The organism is Paracidovorax wautersii (assembly GCF_900113035.1).
In the GTDB taxonomy this organism is placed as follows: Bacteria; Pseudomonadota; Gammaproteobacteria; order Burkholderiales; family Burkholderiaceae_C; genus Paracidovorax; species Paracidovorax wautersii.
The window spans coordinates 1-19,027 of record NZ_FONX01000011.1; the positions used below are offsets into that span (position 1 = coordinate 1).

The window sequence follows — 19,027 nt, forward strand, 5'->3', positions numbered from 1 at the left end:
ACCTCGGCCGCGCTGGCGAGCGAGGCATCGGCGCGGGCCTCGAAGGACGATGCGCTCACCCAGCAGCTGCAATCGCTCACGGCCACCGTGGGGGACAACAAGGCCAGCGCAACCACATCGCTGCAGGCCCTGGCGTCGGAGCAATCCGCCCAGGCCTCGCAGCTCTCGGGCCTGTCGGCCACGGTGGGCGGGCACTCGGCCAGCATCAGTCAGTACGGCCAGGCCCTTGCGGGGCTGGACGGGCGTTTTTCGGCCACGTGGGGCCTGTCGGTGATCGCGGGCAAATACGTGGGCGGCATGGCCATCAACAACAACGGCCAGTCGGTCGAGATGGTGTTTTTGGCCGACCGCTTTGCCTTCGCGCGCCGGGTCAACGACGAGCCGCGCTACCTGCTCACGGGCGGCCAGGTCAACGGCGTGGACACCGTGGGGATCGGTGGTGATGTAGTCCTTGATGGCGCCATGCGGGCCCGGCACATCTTGGTGCAAGAGCTGTCGGCGTTCACGGCGCGGCTGGGCTACGTCAACGCCGGCCGCATGGACATCGCATCCGACGGTGCCGGCGGCTGGGGCTACGTGCGCAGCGCCAACAAGTGGCTGGGCGATGGGGGCTCCGGCTTCATCTTCGCGCGCAGCGACTGGGGCGATGTCATCGCAGAGATCCAGGCCGGCGCCATGCGGCTGTCGATGCACCGTGACGGCGGGTACATGCGCCTGGAAGGCCCGTGGGGCCGCCTCGACAACAACGGCATGGAGATCAACCAGGTCAACGTGATCGGCGCGCTGCAGATCCGCGGCGAAGAGATCACGCGCATCCGTGCGCAGGCCGCGCCGTACCGCCAGCAGTCCAGTCAGGAGCAGATCGATATTGGCGGCTACGACCCCGGCGGCGCGTGGGTGCTGGCGGGCATCACGTGTTCCGTGCGTACACCCGATCAGGGTGGTGATAGCTCCAACTCGCTGCGGCCGGAGTTTTTCAACTGGGAGATCTGGCGCGACGGCGCGCTGCTGGCGGCCGGGGGGCCTGACATCGGCTTCACCGAAGTCGTTCTGCCTGCCGACAGCGGAGCCAAGACATACACGCTCTTCGTGCGGGGCGCCTACATCATGCGCGCCGTTTTTTCGCTCAAGGCCTTCCGCCGCTGATCGATTTTTGACTGAAAGAAAGCAACCAACCATGACCCAAGAAACCCACATCATCGCCCTCGAAAAAACCATCCAGAGCGAGGCCACCGGCACCGAGCCGACCCGCCACGTCCTGCTGCGCTACGGCGTGGACGTGCCCAACAAGTCCACCGTGGCGACCCTGGGCTGCTTCATGTCGGCGGCGGCAAAGCAGCCCGTGGATTCCATCAACGTGCAGCTGCAGCTGCTGCCCCAGGGCGAGCAGGACATCTACCGCGCGCTGCTGGCCCAGCCCGGCCAGCTGCTGAGCGGCGCCACCCCCATCTACGCACCGGAGGCCTCGGCATGAGCTGGTATCGCACGGGCACGGTGACCCTCACCAACGGCACGCCCAACGTGGTCGGCGCCGGCACCGCGTGGCTCGCCGCCAAGGCGGAGGCTGGCGACGCGATCACGCTGCAGGACGGCCGCGACTACGAGATCCAGGCCGTGGGCAGCGACACGTCCATCACGCTCACCAGCGCCTATCTGGGCGCTTCCGTGGTGGGCGCTGCCTATCAGATCAAACCCATCGCCACGGCCGCGCGCCTCATCGAGCTATCCAGCCAGGCGGGGCAGCTGCTGCAGACGTTCGCCGATGTGGCGCAGCGCGCGGGCGTGGGCAGGTTCGCCGCCGGCGCGCTGGTCGATAACGTGCTGCGGCCGTCGCTGCGCGGGCTCATCGATGACGACACGGGCGTCAACCTGCCAGGCGACAACGTGATCGAGCAATGGCAGGGCGGGGTCAAGACAGCCAGCGTTGCGCCCGATGGCACGCCCAGCGGTACAACGTGGAAAAAGGCCCCGATCAGCGACTCGCAGCAAACGGCGCTGGATGGCAAGTTGCCGCTGATCGGGGGGCATCTCGCAGGATCTATCACATTCGATGGGGACTCCACATCGATCGCGCAGAAAGGTGACATCGGTGCGCCCAGCTCGCTGCATTGGGGCGCCCGTCCTTCCCTGCTTAGTCTCGACGCAAATAACGAGGCTCTGGAGTATTCGCTTTTTGTCGCCATTCATCAGGGCGTGCGCTACCTCGCAGCGCTCACGGTCAGCGAAGAGGGCAGCACCAGCGGGCTGATTAAAGCCCGGCTGTATCTTGGGAATGCCGCCCCGATCGTTTTTGATAATTCCGGTGCAGGAACCTTCCCCGGCGGTATTTTTTCTCAGTCTTCGATCTCCGTGAGCAGTGGTCCGGGGCAGTGGTTCGGCTTCAAATCTGGCGCTGCCGCATCGACTTATGGAGCTTTCTACCGGGGCGGGACTGACGCGCCTTTGGGCTACATAGGATCGGATGGCGGTGGAGCCATCGGCGGCGGTGACGGATCGACCTTTGTGGTCCGGTCCACCCAGAATCTTTGCTTGGCGCCAGATGCTGGTGTTGTCCGTCCAGCTACCGACAACACTACTGCGCTGGGCAACTCGAATTTCCGCTGGCTCACAGCTTATCTGGCGACCAACCCTGTCGTGACGTCGGACGCCCGGGCAAAGCTCGACCCGAAGCCATCTCTGGGCTTGGACTTCGTGCTTGCGCTGCAGCCGGTGTCGTATCGGATCGCCGACGCGAAGGTGTCGGTAGAAACGGTGGATGACGGCTACGACGAGGTGCAAGAGCCGCTCTACGAGACGCGCAAGGTAGCCGGCGTGGAAATCGTGATCGTGGACGGCCGCCCGGTGCAGAAAGCCATCGAGCGCGAAGAGCGGGTGCCAGTGGTCGATCTGCTGCCCGTCACCAACGAAGCCGGCGCACCGCTGCTCGACGCGCATGGTGACCCCGTCATGCACCCGGTGCCGCGCATGCACATCGTGCGCCGGCCGAAGACTCGTCAGGAGCGCAAGGTCAGCGAGGGTGTGCGCCGCCACGAAGGGCTGTTTGCGCAGCAAGTGTTGGCGGCGCTGGAGTCGATGGGCCTCACTGGCGCGGACTTCGCTGGCCTGATCCGCGACGAAGCGAGCGACACCTGGGGACTTCGATACGAGCAATTCATCCCGGCGCTCATCGCGTCCGTGCAGGCCTTGCATGCGCGCATCAAGGCGCTGGAGGGGGGGCGAGATGCAGCAGCATGAACAAGACCGCATCGAGGTGCGCATGCTCGCCGCGCTGCTCACCCTGGCCTTCGTGATCTCGCTGGCCGAGCCGGTGTTCTACCTGCTCGCCGTGCCGCAGAGCGTCATCGCCGAGGTGGCCGGCGTCGCGCCATCGGTCTGGTGCGTGATCGCGGCGTTCGGCCTGTGCCTGCTCGCCACGCTGCCGCACTTGGTGTGGCTGGTGCTGCGCCCGGCGCGGCTGGGCGACCGATGGCCCCGTGCCTGGGCCGCCGGCGGCGCGCTGGGTGCAGCAGCCACGTGGATCTATCTGGCCAACCTCTCGCTGCCGCTCGACCTGGGCGGCGTTGAGTGGGCCTACGGCATGCGCGCCATCGGCTCGCTGGTGATGGGTCTCACCTACGGCATTTCGCTCAACGCGCAACAGATCAGGGAGACCGCCGATGCGACCCATCTATAGCCGCATGGTCCTGGTATGGATCGCTAGCTTTCACAGCCTGGTGTGGGCCAGCACGACGTTTGCCGAGGATGTGGCGACCTACGACTGGCTCTCGCTGGTGTTCGCGCTGGCGGCTGGGCTGCTGGGCGGGGCGGGGCGCACGGTCATCACGCTGGTGTCGCAGACCACGGTGGTGGGCAACACGCGCGTGCTGCTGCTCAAGGACCTGGTGGTGGCGCTGATCGGGGGCGGGGTGGCGTACCTGTGCATCCAGGGCTACAACTCGTTCGCCGGCGGCATCACGATGATGTCGCTGCCCCACATCACCCGCGACCTGCGTGTGCTGGTCATCCTGGCCGCTGGCTACTCGCGCGGCCGTTGGCTGGGCGTGGTGGACCGCTTGGCCTCCGAGGTGATCGATACGGCGCGCAGCAAGCTGCGCCAGGGTTCCAACGACGTGCCGGCGCCGCCGGCGGGAGGTCAACCATGAAGCGATGCGAGATCTCGCCCCAGCAGGCGGGTGGCCTGAACGTGTGCGCCGTGCTGGACATGTTGGCGTGGAGCGAGGGCACCGACAACGGCCGCCAGGCCACCAACGACCGGGGGTATGACGTGGTGGTGGGCGGCGGCCTGTTCACCGGCTACGCGGACCACCCGCGGCGCCTGGTCGATCTGCCCCGGCTGGGCATCAAGTCCACGGCCGCAGGCCGCTACCAACTGCTGTCGCGGTACTGGGATGCCTACCGCCGCCAGCTGGGCCTGCCGGACTTCGGGCCCCTGTCGCAGGATCTGGTGGCCATCCAGCAGATCCGGGAGCGCCGCGCGCTGGAGCTGATCCAGGCCGGGCGCATCGTGGATGCGGTCAGCCGCATCCGCAACATCTGGGCGAGCCTGCCTGGCGCCGGCTACGGGCAGAACGAGCACAAGCTGCCCAACCTCATCGCCGCGTACCAGCGGGCCGGCGGGGTGGTCGCATGACGCCGCTGCCCAGCCTGACGCCCTATGCGGCCGTGGCCCTGGTTGCCGCCGCGCTGGCCAGCGCCGGCGCCTGGCAGGCGCAGGAATGGCGCTACGGCGCCAAAGAGGCCCAGCGCCTGCAGCGCGAGCGCGAGGCCGATGAGCTGCGCCAGGCGGACGTCCGCCAGGCGCGCGAAATGAACGACAAGGCGGCCGGCCTGCATGCCGCCGCGCTTGCACACGTCAACACTCAACTGGGAGCCGCAAATGCGCAAATCGCTTTGCTTTCTGATGGCCGTGCTTGTCTCGACGGCCGCACTGTCGGCCTGCTCAACAACATCGGCAAGCCCGCCGGCGGGCTGGGCCTGCGAGCCGCTGCCGGCGACCCTGCGGGTCCGGCCCCGGCCGCTGCCGGATCTGGAGCTGACGCCGCCCCCGCCGGCTACGCCAGCGAGCGCGCCACGGCCGCGCAGATAGCGGCCTGCAGGGCGCAGTACGCGGAGGTGGCCAGCCAGGTCAACCAGATCCTGGACGCCGAGGAGCAGCGTGATGCGCAGCGCGCCAGCCGGTAGCGCCAGCCGCCCCGGGCAGCGCCGCCAGGCGCGCCAGGTGCAGCAGCGCCTGGCGCGTGCAGAGCGCCTGCAGGCCGAGGCCTTGCGCCAGCGCTTGGCGCGGCGGGCGGTGCCGGTCAACGACGCGGAGCCGCTGCCGCGCATCGACTGATTTACTCGCCGGGCAAGAGACCGAGGCCGTTGTTCCCGAATCGAATGCGTTCAGCCGCTTCTTCGAGGACTAATGCATCGGCTTCTTGTTTGCTGCCCCGCTGGGGGCGCAGTGCGACAGGCTCTTCGATTCCGGTTCGAGGGTTACGCATCTGCGCATGTGGAAACCAGTATCCCGGCATGTCGGGATGGGGGTAGGTGGTGATTTCGATTTCGATGCCCTTGTAGGTCGTCTTGTATCCCATCGTTGGCTTCCTGGTTGTGGTCTCTTAGTGTTTCATCACGACTGCGTGAGAACTTGCATCGCGGTAAAAATTGTCCTAATATTAGGACATGCACAGGGCAATCAGGCCCGCGCAAATTGGCGAGGAGGCCAAAGATGACGACAGTTTCTGTGAATGTGGCGGGGATCGACTATGTGCTAAGCGACGAGCATCCAGCAAGTAGTGGCGGGGTGCCTGTGTTGGTGCATCCTGATGGACGCACGTTTGCACCATGGGATAACGTGATCGACAACAAAGATGCCCGCATGTCCGGTGGGGAGCGCTACCGTAATCAGGTCACTGCTCGGGCGATTGCTGGCTACATCAAGGATGACAATCCGGATAACGTGACCGCCTTGGATCTGCTGCAGCGCTTCAACGCCGTACCTAATCCCGAGTTGGCCGCGTGAGTCGATTGCTCATCGAGGCGGGTGAGGCCATGTACGGGCCTCAGTGGCAGTCAGCACTTGCGCGTGACCTGGGCGTGTCGGATCGTACGGTGCGCCGGTGGGTAGCCGGTGCCACCGACATGCCCTCAGGCCTTTACGTGGACCTGCTGCGCCTCACCCTTGAGCGCGCGGCCGTGCTGGACGGTCTGGCGCCGCGTCTTCGTGAACTGGCCGGCCATGCTGCTACAGAGGCGGCGTCTAAGGGTAATAAACGGCCCTGATATGCTGCCCCGCGCTGGCATCGTCACGCCAGTAGCCGTCCCCGATCTGTGCACACGCATGCACGATCAGTAGCGCAAACTCTAGCAGGCCTTCGGGCATCGGCTCGTCGGGCTGCAGAAGCTGCGCTTGGCAGGCGAGGGCGCGCAAGTCGCGCTCGCCTGCAGCCATGTCTTGCTCACCACACATTGCGGGGATCATCCGGGTCCCAAATAGGTTCTGCGTGGATTGCCTGCCAGAACGCCCGGGTGGTCTTGCCGTGGCGCAAGCTCGCGCGTTTGAACGTGATGCGCACCCAGCCCGAGATGCGTCCCTGGATATCTGCCGTCATCTGCTCGAAGGTGCAGCTATGGATGGAGGGCAGGGTAGCCATGGCTTCGCTTATCTCGTCGCCGCAGACCTGGGCCAGCACGCCGTTCGTGGGTTCAGAAAGGGATGGGCTCATCGATGATCCTGATCGGGCCTGCACCCTCATATGCCACGCTGCCGTTGTCTTTCGCGCGGCAGATCCAGCGACCACTGGCCGCGATCTCTTCGATGACGTAGGCGTCGGCAGGCCGCTCCAGTGGCAACGTCTCGGAGTAGCCAAGCCAGGTCGGATACATCAGCCAAGCGTCTGCTGCTGGATGTTCGGATGGGTTCATGGTGTGCTTTCGGTGGTGCGGCTCTTTTACTGTATGTTCGTACAGTATTGCGGGCCATGCAAGAGGTGCAGCCGACCGACGTGACGCATTTGCCTTCTTGCGCAATCTCTGACCGCGCCGGCTCTACGCTGGCTGCTCGGAAAACAGGAGTGCCCATGTGCAACCGTGATACTCCACCGAACTTGTCGGACATCGAGGGCAAGGGAACTGCTGCGCGCGAAGGCCGTATCAGCGATGGGGGGCGGCCTTTGTCACCTCCACCCGCAGCTCATACCCCATAGCCGCCAGTGCGGCGGCCACGGTGTCGATCTTGGTGGCATGCTGCAGGTCGAAAATCCGCGTCATCTCCTGCGGCTTGACTCCCATCGTCCTGGCCACATCGGCGGGCTTTGCGCCAGTCTCCAGCCGGGCATTGAGTAGCGCGACCTTGGCGGCTACCGAAGGGGGCAGGGTGACCAGCTGCTCGCCCTCTTGCGGCGCGCTGGGCTTGGGCACCGCCTGACCATCCTCGAAATAGAAATCCATCGCCGTGACCAGCGCGTCACGCGCGCGGTCCCGCGCCTCCTCCATGGTGTCGCCCTGGGTGACGGCTTCGGGGATGTCGCGGAACGTGACGGTGTAGCCCCCTTCGGGGGCGGGATCGAAGTGGGCGGGGTACTTGTGCATATGCATGGATAGTGCTTTCCGGTGGTGCGAAGCTCAGGAATTCAGGCTAGGCCCTTTCGGGCCTGCCTCCTTATTTGAGTCCTAAGTCCTTGAGGATCTTGTGTCTGGTTCCCTCTTTCAGCTCTTCGTTAGGGTGTCTGCCTAGCATCGAGCGTTTGCCGTTCAGATAGACCTTCTCGTGTCGTGTGCCTTGCTTGAACGTGGCTCCCAGAGACTTCAGATACCGTCTGAATTCGCTTTGCTTCACTTCCACCTTCCTGTTGTTGCGATGGAATGAAGTATAAACATTAATGCTTATCTATGCAGGCATTTTTGTTTGTTTTCGGGCGAACCAGGATGACCTGTCATCATGTGGCCCGCGCTGTAGCTGTGCTGCTGATGTGCTGCGGCCGGGCGTGGCCTGTTGGGCGCTGAGGGTGTCCATCGGGGCGCTGCTTATAATTGTGGGCTTTGCTGTTTGCGAGCCGCGTGCTCATCCCGCGCCAATCCCGCGCACACTGCATAAGTTGTTGATTTTGTTGGGTGGCCGAGCCGCCCCCCGCGCACCACGCAAGCGGCCGCCGCAACGAGGCGGCCGCACGCGTTCATCCATTCAAATCTAGGAAGAGCCATGGCAGTTACTGTTGAAACCCTTGAGAAGCTCGAGCGCAAGATCACGCTGAGCCTGCCCGTCACCAGCATCCAGTCCGAAGTGGACGCGCGCCTCAAGCGCCTGGCCCGCACCGTCAAGATGGACGGCTTCCGTCCCGGCAAGGTGCCGATGAACGTGGTCGCCCAGCGCTATGGCTACTCGGTGCAGTACGAAGTGCTGAACGACAAGGTCGGCGAAGCCTTCGCCCAGGCTGCCAACGAAGCCAACCTGCGCGTGGCCGGCCAGCCCCGCATCACCGAGAAGGAAGGCGCTCCCGAAGGCCAGGTGACCTTCGACGCCATCTTCGAAGTGTTCCCCGACGTCAAGATCGGCGACCTGTCCGAAGCCGAAGTCGAGAAGCTCACGGCCGAAGTGACCGACAGCGCCATCGACAAGACCGTGGACATCCTGCGCAAGCAGCGCCGCACCTTCGCCCAGCGCGCCATGGGTTCGGCCGCCGAAGACGGCGACCGCGTGACCGTGGACTTCGAAGGCAAGATCGACGGTGAAGTCTTCCAGGGCGGCAAGGCCGAAGACTTCCAGTTCCTGGTCGGCGAAGGCCAGATGCTCAAGGAATTCGAAGACGCCGTGCGCGGCATGAAGACCGGCGAAAGCAAGACCTTCCCGCTGGCCTTCCCCGCTGACTACCACGGCAAGGACGTGGCCGGCAAGACGGCTGACTTCCTGGTCACGCTGAAGAACATCGAAGCCGCCCACCTGCCCGAAGTCAACGAACAGCTGGCCAAGTCGCTCGGCATCGCCGACGGCACCGTGGACGGCCTGCGCGCCGACATCAAGAAGAACCTGGAGCGCGAAGTCAAGTTCCGCATCCTGGCCCGCAACAAGCAAGCCGTGATGGACGCCCTGGTGTCCAAGTCCGAACTGGACCTGCCCAACGCCAGCGTGCAGGCCGAAATCGCCCGCCTGCTGGAAGGCGCCCGTGCCGACCTGAAGCAGCGCGGCATCAAGGACGCCGACAAGGCCGAGATCCCGGACGACGTGTTCCGCCCGCAAGCCGAGCGCCGCGTGCGCCTGGGCCTGGTGGTGGCCGAACTGGTCCGTGCCAACGACCTGCATGCCAAGCCCGAGCAACTGAAGGCCCACGTCGATGAGCTGGCCGCCAGCTACGAGAAGCCCGAAGACGTGGTGCGCTGGTACTTCGGCGACCGCCAGCGTCTGGCCGAAGTGGAAGCCGTCGTGGTCGAGAACAACGTGACCGACTTCGTGCTGAGCAAGGCCAAGGTGTCCGAGAAGGCCGTCTCGTTCGACGAGCTGATGGGCCAGCAGGGCTGATGAACCGGCGCATCGCCCAGGGTTCTGCTCCGGGCTGACGCCGCTTGGAAGGGGCTTGTGCTTTGCGGCGCAAGCCCCAAATCATTTCTGGATACAGTATTGTCCGACCGCACAAACAAGGGTTGAGTAAACATGAGCGCACTGGAAACACAGGCTCTGGGCATGGTGCCCATGGTCATCGAGCAGTCGGGCCGCGGCGAGCGGTCCTACGACATCTACTCGCGCCTGCTCAAGGAGCGGATCATCTTCCTGGTGGGCGAGGTCAATGACCAGACCGCCAACCTGGTGGTGGCGCAGCTGCTGTTCCTGGAGAGCGAGAACCCCGACAAGGACATCTCCTTCTACATCAACTCCCCCGGCGGCAGCGTGACGGCCGGCATGGCGATCTACGACACCATGCAGTTCATCAAGCCCGACGTGTCCACCATGTGCGTGGGCTTCGCGGCCAGCATGGGCGCCTTCCTGCTGGCGGCCGGCGCCAAGGGCAAGCGCTTCTCGCTGCCCAACTCCAAGATCATGATCCACCAGGTGCTGGGCGGCGCACGCGGCCAGGCCACGGACATCGAGATCCACGCACGGGACATCCTGCGTACGAAGGACCAGATGAACCGCATCCTGGCCGAACGTACCGGCCAGCCGCTCGAGAAGGTCAAGGCTGACACCGAGCGCGATTACTTCCTGACCGCCGACGAAGCCAAGGATTACGGGCTGGTGGACCAGGTGATCGCCAAGCGTCCCTGATCGCCCCTCACCGTCGAGAGCGGCGTTTCCCCACGAGGGGAGGCGCCGCTTTTTATTTCGTTATCATCTTGACACTTCCCCTGTCATAAGGCACTGCCCCCATGGCCGAGAAAAAAGGCTCCTCCAGCGAAAAAACCCTCTACTGCTCTTTCTGCGGCAAAAGCCAGCATGAAGTGAAGAAGCTGATCGCCGGTCCGTCTGTCTTTATCTGCGACGAGTGCATTGACCTGTGCAACGAGATCATCCGCGATGAGCTGCCCGCAGGCGACGGCGTGCGCGACACGCGCGGCGATCTGCCCACGCCCGCAGAGATCAAGGCCAACCTGGACAACTACGTCATCGGCCAGGATGTCGCCAAGCGCACGCTGGCCGTGGCGGTCTACAACCACTACAAGCGCTTGCGCCACAAGGACAAGGCCGGCAAGGACGACGTCGAGCTGTCCAAGAGCAACATCCTGCTGATCGGTCCGACCGGCTCCGGCAAGACGCTGCTGGCCCAGACCCTGGCGCGCATGCTGGACGTGCCCTTCGTCATGGCCGACGCCACGACGCTGACCGAGGCCGGCTACGTGGGCGAAGACGTCGAGAACATCGTCCAGAAGCTGCTGCAGAGCTGCAACTACGAGGTCGAGCGTGCCCAGCGCGGCATCGTCTATATCGACGAAATCGACAAGATCTCGCGCAAGTCCGACAACCCCAGCATCACGCGCGACGTGTCGGGCGAAGGCGTGCAGCAGGCCCTGCTCAAGCTGATCGAAGGCACCATGGCCAGCGTGCCGCCCCAGGGCGGGCGCAAGCACCCGAACCAGGACTTCCTGCAGATCGACACGACCAACATCCTGTTCATCTGCGGCGGCGCGTTCGCGGGCCTCGAAAAGGTGATCGAGAACCGTACCGAAGCCTCCGGCATCGGCTTCGGCGCAACGGTCAAGAGCAAGAAGCAGCGTTCGCTGACCGAAGTCTTCACCGAGATCGAACCGGAAGACCTGATCAAGTTCGGCCTGATTCCCGAACTGGTCGGCCGCATGCCGGTGGTCACGGCCCTGGCCGAGCTCAGCGAGGACGCGCTGGTCGAAATCCTGACCGAGCCCAAGAACGCGCTGGTCAAGCAGTACAGCCGCCTGCTGTCGATGGAAGGCGTGGATCTGGAGATCCGCCCCGCCGCGCTCAAGGCCATCGCCCGCAAGGCGCTGGCACGCAAGACGGGCGCCCGCGGCCTGCGTTCCATCCTGGAGCAGTCGCTGATCGGCACCATGTTCGACCTGCCCAACGCCACGAACGTAGAGAAGGTCGTGGTGGACGAATCGACCATCGACGAGAACAAGCCGCCGCTGCTGGTCTATCGCGAGGCGGCCAAGAAGGCCTGACACCATCGTGCTGCGGGGCCCCCGGGTGTGCCTCCAGCACGAGCCTTCGGCGGCGGCGGTGGAGATCGCCGTCATGCCGAGGGTTGAAAATTTACGTCTGCGGACCACCTTCCACAGAGCTTCATGAGGATTTCCATGTCCGGACACACCCCCCTGCCTTCATCCCCCCTCGATCTGCCGCTGCTGCCCCTGCGCGACGTGGTGGTCTTTCCCCACATGGTGATCCCGCTCTTCGTCGGGCGTGCCAAGAGCATCAAGGCGCTGGAGCTGGCCATGGACGGCGACCGCCGCATCATGCTGGTGGCGCAGAAGGCCGCCGCCAAGGACGAGCCCCTGGTGTCGGACATGTTCGACGTGGGCTGCGTCTCCACCATCCTGCAGATGCTGAAGCTGCCCGACGGCACCGTGAAGGTGCTCGTGGAAGGCCAGCAGCGCGCCGTGGTGAAGTCCATCGAGGACGCCGAGACCCATTTCAACGCCACCGTCAGCCCGGTCGAGGCGAATGACGACGGCCACAAGCCCAGCGAGATCGAGGCGCTGCGCCGCGCCGTGATGCAGCAGTTCGACCAGTACGTCAAGCTGAACAAGAAGATCCCGCCGGAAATCCTGACCTCCATCTCCAGCATCGACGACCCGGGCCGCCTGGCCGACACCATCGCCGCCCACCTGCCGCTCAAGCTCGAGAACAAGCAGGCCGTGCTCGATCTGGCCGACGTCAAGCTGCGCCTGGAAAACCTCTTCGAGCAGCTCGACCGCGAGGTGGACATCCTCAACGTGGACAAGAAGATCCGCGGCCGCGTGAAGCGGCAGATGGAGAAGAACCAGCGCGACTTCTACCTGAACGAGCAGGTCAAGGCCATCCAGAAGGAACTCGGCGAAGGCGAAGAGGGCGCCGACATCGAAGAGGTCGAGAAGAAGATCAAGGCCGCCAAGATGCCGGCCGAGGCGCGCAAGAAGGCCGAAGGCGAGCTCAAGAAGCTCAAGCTGATGTCGCCCATGTCGGCCGAGGCCACCGTGGTGCGCAACTACATCGACGTGCTCACGGGCCTGCCCTGGAGCAAGAAGACCAAGATCAAGCACGACCTGCCCAATGCCGAGGAAGTGCTCAACGAAGACCACTACGGCCTCGACAAGGTCAAGGACCGCATCCTCGAATACCTCGCGGTGCAGCAGCGCGTGGACAAGGTCAAGGCGCCCATCCTGTGCCTGGTCGGCCCACCGGGCGTGGGCAAGACCTCGCTCGGCCAGTCGATCGCCAAGGCCACGGGGCGCAAGTACGTCCGCATGGCGCTGGGCGGCATGCGTGACGAGGCCGAGATCCGCGGCCACCGCCGCACCTACATCGGCGCCATGCCGGGCAAGGTGTTGCAGAGCCTGAACAAGGTCGGCACGCGCAATCCGCTCTTCCTGCTCGACGAGATCGACAAGCTGGGCACGGACTTCCGCGGAGACCCCTCCAGCGCGCTGCTGGAAGTGCTGGACCCGGAGCAGAACCACAAGTTCGGCGATCACTACGTCGAGGTGGACTTCGACCTGTCGGACGTGATGTTCGTCGCCACGTCGAACTCGATGAACATTCCGCCGGCGCTGCTGGACCGCATGGAAGTCATCCGCCTCTCGGGCTACACCGAGGACGAGAAGACCAACATCGCCATGCGCTACCTGCTGCCCAAGCAGCTGACCAACAACGGCGTCAAGGACGAAGAGCTGCGCGTGACCGAAGAGGCCGTGCGCGACGTGGTGCGCTACTACACCCGCGAAGCCGGCGTGCGTTCGCTGGAGCGCGAGCTCTCCAAGATCTGCCGCAAGGTGGTCAAGGGCCTGCAGCTCAAGAAGCTGGAGCCGCAGGTCGTGGTCACGGCCGACAACCTGCCCGACTACCTGGGCGTGCGCAAGTACACCTATGGCCGCGCCGAGGAGCAGAACCAGGTCGGCCAGGTGGTCGGCCTCGCCTGGACCGAAGTGGGCGGCGATCTGCTGACCATCGAGGCGGCGACCATGCCCGGCAAGGGCGTGATCACCCGCACCGGATCGCTGGGCGACGTGATGAAGGAATCGGTGGAGGCCGCGCGCACCGTGGTCCGCAGCCGCGCACGCCAACTGGGCATCCGCGACGAAGCCTTCGAAAAGCGCGACGTCCACATCCACGTGCCGGACGGCGCCACGCCCAAGGACGGCCCGAGCGCCGGCGCCGCGATGGCGACGGCCTTCGTGTCGGCGCTGACCGGCATTCCGGTGCGCGGCGACGTGGCCATGACCGGCGAGATCACCTTGCGCGGCGAGGTGACGGCGATCGGTGGCCTCAAGGAAAAGCTGCTGGCTGCTCTGCGCGGCGGCATCAAGACGGTGCTGATCCCCGAAGAGAACGTGAAGGATCTCCAGGAGATTCCCGACAACGTGAAGCAGGGGCTGAACATCGTTCCGGTGCGCTGGATCGACAAGGTGCTGGAAGTGGCGCTCGAGCGCAAGCCCATCGCGCTGACCGACGAAGAGGTGGCCGCTGCGGCCGCCGTGGCGACGGCAGCCGTGGACAAGCCGCAGGCGGGCGCTCCGGACTCCGTGAAGCACTGATCTTCATCTGTTCGAAAATTTGTTGAGCGAGCCAAAAATTGCGCTACAATTCATCCCATCGATGCAAACGTTGTACAATGTGAGGCTTCGGTAAATGCGGGAATAGCTCAGTTGGTAGAGCGCAACCTTGCCAAGGTTGAGGTCGAGAGTTCGAGACTCTTTTCCCGCTCCAATTTCCAAAAAGGGGAAGCTTCTGCTTCCCCTTTTTGCCAAAGAAGACGGTTTGGCGCGGTAGCAAAGCGGTTATGCCCCGGATTGCAAATCCGGTTAGTCCGGTTCGACTCCGGACCGCGCCTCCACCACCTTCGAGTGCATGGCAGCAAAAGATTTTTGATCTTGAGTGTCAGGAGCTTGGAAAAGGTGTTATGATTACAGTCTTGCTGCAGTGGTGCTAATTCACTGAAGCGAGAAATGCGGGAATAGCTCAGTTGGTAGAGCGCAACCTTGCCAAGGTTGAGGTCGAGAGTTCGAGACTCTTTTCCCGCTCCAAATTTTGATCCACAGACTTCTACTGGGGTCTGTAGGTCATTGAAAAAAGGAGCTTCGGCTCCTTTTTTCATTCCAGCGAGTGCCACGGAAATCCACCCACAGCTACCGTTTTTGAGTGACCAAATAAGGCACAAGAATACGGGTGGGTCGGCTACCGGATAGTTGCTGGGGCTGAGCGGGGACCATGACGAGCATAGGGCCTAAGTCATTACTTAGGAGTCTCGAAATGGCGCTCTCTGATCTGACCGTCCGGCAGGCGAAGACCACCGGAAAACGCTACACCCTCTCCGACAACGACTGCCTGGGCCTGATGGTCTCAGCCGCAGGCGGCAAGTCATGGCAATTCCGCTACTACTGGCTGGGCAAGCAAAAGCGCCTGTGCCTGGGCGGCTATCCTGCTCTCAGCCTGCGCGAGGCCCGGATCGAGCGAGACAAGGCCCAGGCCCTGCTCGCCAGGGGGATCGATCCTCAGGTCGAGCGCGACCAGAAACGGCACGCGGCCAAGCTGGCGGGCGAATACACCTTCAAGACCGTCTTCGATGCCTGGGTCGAGCATCGCCGCAAGGAACTCAAGGAAGGCCGTCAAAGCACGCTGTCGCAGATCCTGCGCATCTTCAACAAGGACGTGTTGCCCACCCTGGGAAGAATGTCGATCTACGACATTCGCCGCCCCCAACTCCTGGGCGTCTTGGCGGCGATCGAGAAACGCAAGGCGTTCACCACCGCCGAGAAGGTCCGCACCTGGTTCAACCAGTTGTTCCGCTATGCCCTGGTCATTGCCGAGGGGTTGGAAGTCAACCCGGCCGCCGACCTGGACGTGGTGGCAGAGCCCAAGCCCCCCGTAGCCCACAATCCCTACCTGCACCTGCCCGAGATGCCCGAGTTCCTCCAGAAGCTCCGGCTCTACAACCCCCGTGGCTGGCAGACCCAGCTTGGCGTCCGGCTGCTGTTCCTGACCGGGGTGCGCACCGGCGAACTGCGATTGGCCGAACCCGAACAGTTCGACCTCGACAGGGGCTTGTGGATCATCCCACCGCAGATCGTCAAGCAGCTCCAGGATGAAATGCGCAAGGCAGGGAAGCGGCCGCAGGATGTGCCCCCCTATATCGTGCCGCTATCCCTGCAGGCCATCGAGATCGTGCGCTATCTCCTGGGGGTGATGCGGCCGGCGCAGAAGTACTTGCTGTCACACCGCAGCGAACTCAAGAAGCGCATCAGCGAGAACACCCTCAACAAGGCCGTGCAGCTCATGGGCTATGAGGGGCGCCTGACCGGCCACGGCATCCGCGGCACTATCTCGACGGCGCTCAACGAGATTGGCTACCCGAAGATTTGGGTGGACGCGCAGCTTTCCCATTCCGACCCCAACAAGGTGAGTTCGTCCTACAACCACGCCAAGTACGTTGAGCCGCGCCGTCGGATGATGCAGGACTGGGCCGATCGGCTCGACCTGCTCGAACAGGGCGAAGTGGAAGCCGCGAGCGCGCATCTGACCATCCGTATCGACGGGGCGCCGGCGATGGCAGAAGTGGAGGAAGCGGTGGATGCGACCCTCGCGATGGCCGAGCCCACTCCTCCCGGCGTCCCGCCCGTCGTGGCCACGCCTATTGTCGTAACCCCGAGCAGCGGCGGCATCACGTTCCAGCGGCTGTCTCAGGTACCGCCGCCTCCGACGCATGCCCCAGAGCCGGAAGTGTCCGCGATCCAGCGCGAGCGCGAGGAAATGCTGACCATCTACGAGTCTCCAAGCAGCTTGCCGGTCCCGCTGTTCGGCAAGCTGGCCGGAAAGTCCAAGGACCAGATCAACCGCGAACTGAAAGCGGGCAAGTTGCTGTCCATCAGTTTGGGCAATCGGGGGCAGCGTGTTCCCGATTGGCAACTGGTGCCGCTCAAGCACAAGCTGGCCCAGGTGCTCATGAACCAGTGCCCGCACGCGGATTCGTGGGATCTGTACCGCATGCTGACCCAGCCGCACCCTGACCTGGGGGACCGCGCGGCCATTGATGCGGTCACGCCGACCAACGTACCGGCGATCATCCAGGTCATCATGGGCGACTACCAGCACTATGCGGATATGCCCGAGGCCATTGCCCCGTACCCCATCCCCGAGGATGTGCGGCAAAGCGTTCGTCGGCTGGTGGATAGCGCAGTAGTTCTAGACGGAGCATAGGGCTCTCAAACCTTGCAGGGGCCTTGCGGCCCCTGCATTACGCTTGCACCGCCTCCACGAGTTCGCTCAGCGTGCGCGGTGCGGGAGCGAAGAACACGGCGCCGGTGTGCGCCGTCGAGAAATCGAGCAGGCGGTCGTGCATGCCTGGCGGATCGCCGAGGAACATGCGCTCCAGCATCTTCTGCGTCACCCACAGATGCCTGGAGTAGCCGATGAAGTAGGTGCCATATTCGCCCTGGCCGGGGCGGCCGAAGGGCATGTTGTCGCGCAGGATGTCGTGCTCGGTGCCGTCGTCGTCCACGATCGTGGCGAGGGTCTTGTGCGATTTCTGGCCGCTCGTCGCGTCGGGCAATTCGACATTGCTGACGATCTCCCGGCCGATGATCCGCTCTTGCTCGTCCTTGGCGAGCCGAGCCCACGGCTGCATTTGGTGCAGATACTTCTGCACCACCAAGTAGCTGCCGCCGGCGAACGCCTGATCTTCACTGCCGACCAGCGTCGAGGCGCCGATGTCGTGCCCGGTCGGGTTGGCCGTGCCATCGACAAAGCCAAGCAGGTCGCGGGAGTCGAAGTAGCGAAAACCGACCACCTCGTCGGCCACCGTCACGCTGCTGCCCAGTTGGTCCAGCAGCAGGCGCTCGAATTCAAAACAGAGGTCCTCGCGTTCGGCACGGATGTGAAAGAACAGGTCGCCGGGCGTGGCAGGCGCGGTGTGCTTGGCACCCTCGATGGGCACGAAGGGCCGTAGTTCCTTCGGGCGCTTCCCGGTCTGGAAACGGTCCCATAGCGCCGATCCCAGTGCAGTGATGCACGACAGCCGGCCGTTGAGATCGCGGAAGCCCACCGTTTTGATCAGGTCGTCCAGCCCGTCCAAGACGCCGGCGACCGCCTGAAGGGCCTCGTGGCCCTCGGCGACCGTCAACGTGAGAAACACCGCCGCGCGCGACAGCGGCGCATCGATGCTTTGCGAGTCAATTGGTACTCGATCCCAACCACTTCCAACCATTCGTGCCTCCAAAGACCATGTTAATTCATCATATTGCCAGAGATGGAAGCGCTATCACTGGCGCGCTAACAGGCGCGTGCCGCTGCAATTACCCGCACGCAGCCTCGGCGAGAGCGGGCTATGGGGTATTCGAGCAAGCCGCCCTGTCCCTGGCAACCAGCATTGCCCTGTGCTCGAACCGCTCAGAAACAACATTGGCTCGTCCGTGGGGTCGCTGCAGGTATGTCACGATCTCGTAGGGGCCGTCTGAAAGCGGTCGCATAGTGATCCCCCACGCATGGGCACGCTCAATGCGCGATTGCGCGGAGAGCCCCACTCCGTAGCCAGCGGTCACCCAAAGCGCCATCATCTCGAACGAAGTCACGTGCTGAATGCTCTGCTGGCTCAACGGAAGAAAGGACAGTCGCTGATCCAGCAGTAGGCAAGCCTCCGCCGGCCAGCGAAACACCGGATAGTCCAGAAGCTCGGCAAGCGTGATCTTCGCCTGGGCAACTAAGGGGGACCCCAGCGGCACTGCAACAGCCACGTTCTCCACCCAGAGCGGTTGGCTTTTCACAGCCGGAGCACCAGCGTTCCGAAGCGTCATTCCAGCGTCGTAGCGGCCTTCCTCAAGGCCCGTCAACAGATCATCGGCTGAGGTCTCAAAGAACGTGATGGTGACTTCTGGTTCCTCCGCGCGCTGTAGGGCAAGAAGCGTTGTGAGGCAAGAGGATGGCACTCCGGGCGCGATAGCAAGCCTGAAATGGGAAAACTGGCTGGTGGCGTCATGCATGAGGGCCCCCAATAAGCGATCTGTCCAGAAAGGCAAACCAGCGTTTCAGGAAAGAGTGAAGTTTAACGTCGTTATCTTTAACGTGGTTAATTGTGGCAGATTGTTTGACGCTTCTGCTAATGCAGAAATCAACAATTCAGCCAGGCCGTCCTTCTGGCACATCGACGTATGAATCCGAGTCGGCGTTAGCCTTCGGACAGGCCGTGCGCGCTGCGCGCGTCGCTCAAGGAGTCGCGCAAGACGAGTTCGCATCTCGGGCAAGCATTTCGCGTTCTCACATGGGTAAGATCGAGCGTGGTGAGCACGTGCCCACGCTTCCGCTCATACTGAAAATTTCTACGGCACTTGGAATAAGCGCGGCTGACCTGATGACGGCGACCGAACGCAATCTGCGTGCCGACACTGATCCCTGAGT

General features: G+C 63.8%; 23 protein-coding genes and 3 tRNA genes. 19 read left to right on the forward strand and 7 right to left on the reverse strand.

The features are described from left to right. The 8 genes from BM070_RS15515 to BM070_RS24820 all read left to right on the forward strand — a co-directional run. The coding region (locus tag BM070_RS15515) for a phage tail tip fiber protein (RefSeq protein ID WP_139222854.1) at positions 1-1,146 on the forward strand (1,146 nt) is incomplete at its 5' end. A gap of 31 nt (positions 1,147-1,177) precedes the next feature. Next, on the forward strand, positions 1,178-1,474 hold the full coding sequence (locus BM070_RS15520; RefSeq protein WP_092940335.1) for a hypothetical protein: 297 nt from the start codon (positions 1,178-1,180) through the stop codon (positions 1,472-1,474). Next, the gene (locus BM070_RS15525) at positions 1,471-3,234 is read left to right on the forward strand and encodes a tail fiber domain-containing protein (protein ID WP_092940336.1); all 1,764 of its coding nucleotides are present in this window, start codon (positions 1,471-1,473) and stop codon (positions 3,232-3,234) included. Before BM070_RS15520 ends, BM070_RS15525 begins: the two co-directional genes overlap by 4 nt. After that, the gene (locus BM070_RS15530; RefSeq protein WP_092940337.1) at positions 3,221-3,673 is read left to right on the forward strand and encodes a hypothetical protein; all 453 of its coding nucleotides are present in this window, start codon (positions 3,221-3,223) and stop codon (positions 3,671-3,673) included. Before BM070_RS15525 ends, BM070_RS15530 begins: the two co-directional genes overlap by 14 nt. Continuing rightward, positions 3,657-4,142, forward strand: a complete 486-nt coding sequence (locus BM070_RS15535) for a hypothetical protein (RefSeq protein WP_139222855.1) — start codon at positions 3,657-3,659, stop codon at positions 4,140-4,142. Before BM070_RS15530 ends, BM070_RS15535 begins: the two co-directional genes overlap by 17 nt. Next, positions 4,139-4,630 (forward strand): glycoside hydrolase family 24 protein, encoded by a 492-nt coding sequence (locus BM070_RS15540; protein WP_092940339.1) that lies wholly within the window; start codon positions 4,139-4,141, stop codon positions 4,628-4,630. The genes BM070_RS15535 and BM070_RS15540 overlap by 4 nt, the downstream gene beginning before the upstream one ends. Then, on the forward strand, positions 4,627-5,181 hold the full coding sequence (locus BM070_RS15545; protein WP_092940340.1) for a hypothetical protein: 555 nt from the start codon (positions 4,627-4,629) through the stop codon (positions 5,179-5,181). Before BM070_RS15540 ends, BM070_RS15545 begins: the two co-directional genes overlap by 4 nt. Beyond that, positions 5,159-5,332, forward strand: coding sequence for a hypothetical protein (locus tag BM070_RS24820; protein WP_175518521.1), 174 nt, complete (start codon positions 5,159-5,161; stop codon positions 5,330-5,332). The genes BM070_RS15545 and BM070_RS24820 overlap by 23 nt, the downstream gene beginning before the upstream one ends. A 1-nt stretch (position 5,333) precedes the next feature. Here the strand turns inward: BM070_RS24820 and BM070_RS24315 are convergent, their stop codons facing one another. Further along, entirely contained in the window at positions 5,334-5,576 is a 243-nt protein-coding gene (locus BM070_RS24315; protein ID WP_139222856.1) for a hypothetical protein, read from the reverse strand. Between the two features lie 134 nt (positions 5,577-5,710). On the opposite strand from BM070_RS24315, the gene BM070_RS24320 reads away from it, so the two are divergent. Then, positions 5,711-6,004: a hypothetical protein gene (locus BM070_RS24320; protein ID WP_139222857.1), complete on the forward strand. Its 294-nt coding sequence runs from the start codon at positions 5,711-5,713 to the stop codon at positions 6,002-6,004. Between the two features lie 119 nt (positions 6,005-6,123). Continuing rightward, positions 6,124-6,264 (forward strand): hypothetical protein, encoded by a 141-nt coding sequence (locus BM070_RS24825; protein WP_175518522.1) that lies wholly within the window; start codon positions 6,124-6,126, stop codon positions 6,262-6,264. A 176-nt stretch (positions 6,265-6,440) separates the two neighbouring features. Here BM070_RS24825 and BM070_RS15555 read toward each other — a convergent pair whose 3' ends face one another. The 4 genes from BM070_RS15555 to BM070_RS15570 all read right to left on the reverse strand — a co-directional run bounded on the left by BM070_RS15555 (position 6,441) and on the right by BM070_RS15570 (position 7,825). After that, a complete protein-coding gene (locus tag BM070_RS15555) occupies positions 6,441-6,707 on the reverse strand; it encodes a hypothetical protein (RefSeq protein WP_139222858.1) in 267 nt (88 codons plus the stop codon). Beyond that, positions 6,688-6,906, reverse strand: coding sequence for a hypothetical protein (locus tag BM070_RS15560; RefSeq protein WP_139222859.1), 219 nt, complete (start codon positions 6,904-6,906; stop codon positions 6,688-6,690). Before BM070_RS15560 ends, BM070_RS15555 begins: the two co-directional genes overlap by 20 nt. 228 nt (positions 6,907-7,134) lie before the next feature. Beyond that, the gene (locus BM070_RS15565) at positions 7,135-7,572 is read right to left on the reverse strand and encodes a type II toxin-antitoxin system HicB family antitoxin (protein WP_092940405.1); all 438 of its coding nucleotides are present in this window, start codon (positions 7,570-7,572) and stop codon (positions 7,135-7,137) included. Positions 7,573-7,642: 70 nt separating this feature from the next. Then, a complete protein-coding gene (locus BM070_RS15570) occupies positions 7,643-7,825 on the reverse strand; it encodes a type II toxin-antitoxin system HicA family toxin (RefSeq protein WP_353615607.1) in 183 nt (60 codons plus the stop codon). A gap of 357 nt (positions 7,826-8,182) precedes the next feature. Here BM070_RS15570 and tig point away from each other — a divergent pair, with 357 nt between their 5' ends. The 8 genes from tig (at position 8,183) to BM070_RS15610 (ending at position 16,834) form a co-directional block, all read left to right on the forward strand. Then, positions 8,183-9,496, forward strand: coding sequence for a trigger factor (gene tig / locus BM070_RS15575; RefSeq protein ID WP_092940344.1), 1,314 nt, complete (start codon positions 8,183-8,185; stop codon positions 9,494-9,496). Between the two features lie 132 nt (positions 9,497-9,628). Further along, on the forward strand, positions 9,629-10,237 hold the full coding sequence (clpP, locus tag BM070_RS15580; RefSeq protein WP_092940345.1) for an ATP-dependent Clp endopeptidase proteolytic subunit ClpP: 609 nt from the start codon (positions 9,629-9,631) through the stop codon (positions 10,235-10,237). Positions 10,238-10,338: 101 nt separating this feature from the next. Beyond that, on the forward strand, positions 10,339-11,604 hold the full coding sequence (clpX, locus tag BM070_RS15585; RefSeq protein WP_092940346.1) for an ATP-dependent Clp protease ATP-binding subunit ClpX: 1,266 nt from the start codon (positions 10,339-10,341) through the stop codon (positions 11,602-11,604). A gap of 135 nt (positions 11,605-11,739) precedes the next feature. After that, a complete protein-coding gene (gene lon, locus BM070_RS15590; protein ID WP_092940347.1) occupies positions 11,740-14,175 on the forward strand; it encodes an endopeptidase La in 2,436 nt (811 codons plus the stop codon). 96 nt (positions 14,176-14,271) lie between these two features. Beyond that, positions 14,272-14,347: transfer RNA gene (locus BM070_RS15595), tRNA-Gly, on the forward strand. A 53-nt stretch (positions 14,348-14,400) separates the two neighbouring features. Next, positions 14,401-14,474 (forward strand) — tRNA-Cys (locus BM070_RS15600). A 114-nt stretch (positions 14,475-14,588) separates the two neighbouring features. Continuing rightward, positions 14,589-14,664, forward strand: a tRNA-Gly gene (locus BM070_RS15605). Between the two features lie 226 nt (positions 14,665-14,890). Then, a complete protein-coding gene (locus BM070_RS15610) occupies positions 14,891-16,834 on the forward strand; it encodes a tyrosine-type recombinase/integrase (RefSeq protein ID WP_023103875.1) in 1,944 nt (647 codons plus the stop codon). A gap of 37 nt (positions 16,835-16,871) precedes the next feature. Here the strand turns inward: BM070_RS15610 and BM070_RS15615 are convergent, their stop codons facing one another. Then, positions 16,872-17,840, reverse strand: coding sequence for a Dyp-type peroxidase (locus tag BM070_RS15615; RefSeq protein ID WP_020924940.1), 969 nt, complete (start codon positions 17,838-17,840; stop codon positions 16,872-16,874). Between the two features lie 118 nt (positions 17,841-17,958). Next, a complete protein-coding gene (locus tag BM070_RS15620) occupies positions 17,959-18,612 on the reverse strand; it encodes a substrate-binding domain-containing protein (RefSeq protein ID WP_023106332.1) in 654 nt (217 codons plus the stop codon). Positions 18,613-18,731: 119 nt separating this feature from the next. Between BM070_RS15620 and BM070_RS15625 the strand changes: the two genes are divergently transcribed. Beyond that, on the forward strand, positions 18,732-19,025 hold the full coding sequence (locus BM070_RS15625) for a helix-turn-helix domain-containing protein (RefSeq protein WP_009459591.1): 294 nt from the start codon (positions 18,732-18,734) through the stop codon (positions 19,023-19,025). Positions 19,026-19,027: the final 2 nt, after the last annotated feature.